The 439-nt window shown below is 61.5% G+C and carries 1 protein-coding gene; it reads left to right on the top strand.

Translation table 11 applies throughout. The annotated features are described in order from the left end of the window. Positions 1-15: 15 nt before the first annotated feature. Positions 16-439: delta-60 repeat domain-containing protein (locus ACFVX9_RS39655; RefSeq protein WP_387987150.1), on the top strand; the 424-nt coding region annotated here is incomplete at its 3' end.

Raw genomic sequence — 439 nt, 5'->3', positions numbered from 1 at the left:
CGCACGGAAATGGGGGTGGAAAGCTCGGTGGCGGCAGTCGCCGTCCAGTCCGATGGCCGGATGGTTGCCGCCGGTTATGTCACGAATGTGGATGGCGGTTCTGATTTTGCTCTCGTGCGTTACCGCACCAATGGCCGGCTTGATGAGGGGTTCGGCGACGACGGAAAAGTTGTCACCGATTTCTCGGAAGGCTATGACCAGGCGAACGGGGTCGCGGTCCAGTCCGATGGCCGCATTGTGGCTGCCGGATTCAGCAGCTGGAACGACGGAACTGCCTTCGCTCTCGCACGATACACCCCCGACGGACACCTGGACGAAAGCTTCGGCAACGCAGGAAAGGTACTCGCCAGCTTCTCGGGGGTGGCCGATATCGATGCCACCAAGGCAACAGTTCAGGCTGATGGTCGAATTGTGGTGGCCGGGCGGGTCGCCAATGTGG

Origin of the sequence: Kitasatospora sp. NPDC058243 (assembly GCF_042882025.1) — a bacterium.
Taxonomy (GTDB): domain Bacteria; phylum Actinomycetota; class Actinomycetes; order Streptomycetales; family Streptomycetaceae; genus Kitasatospora.
The sequence above is the reverse complement of the archived record's forward strand: the minus strand, read 5'-3'. Positions and strand labels throughout refer to the sequence as shown.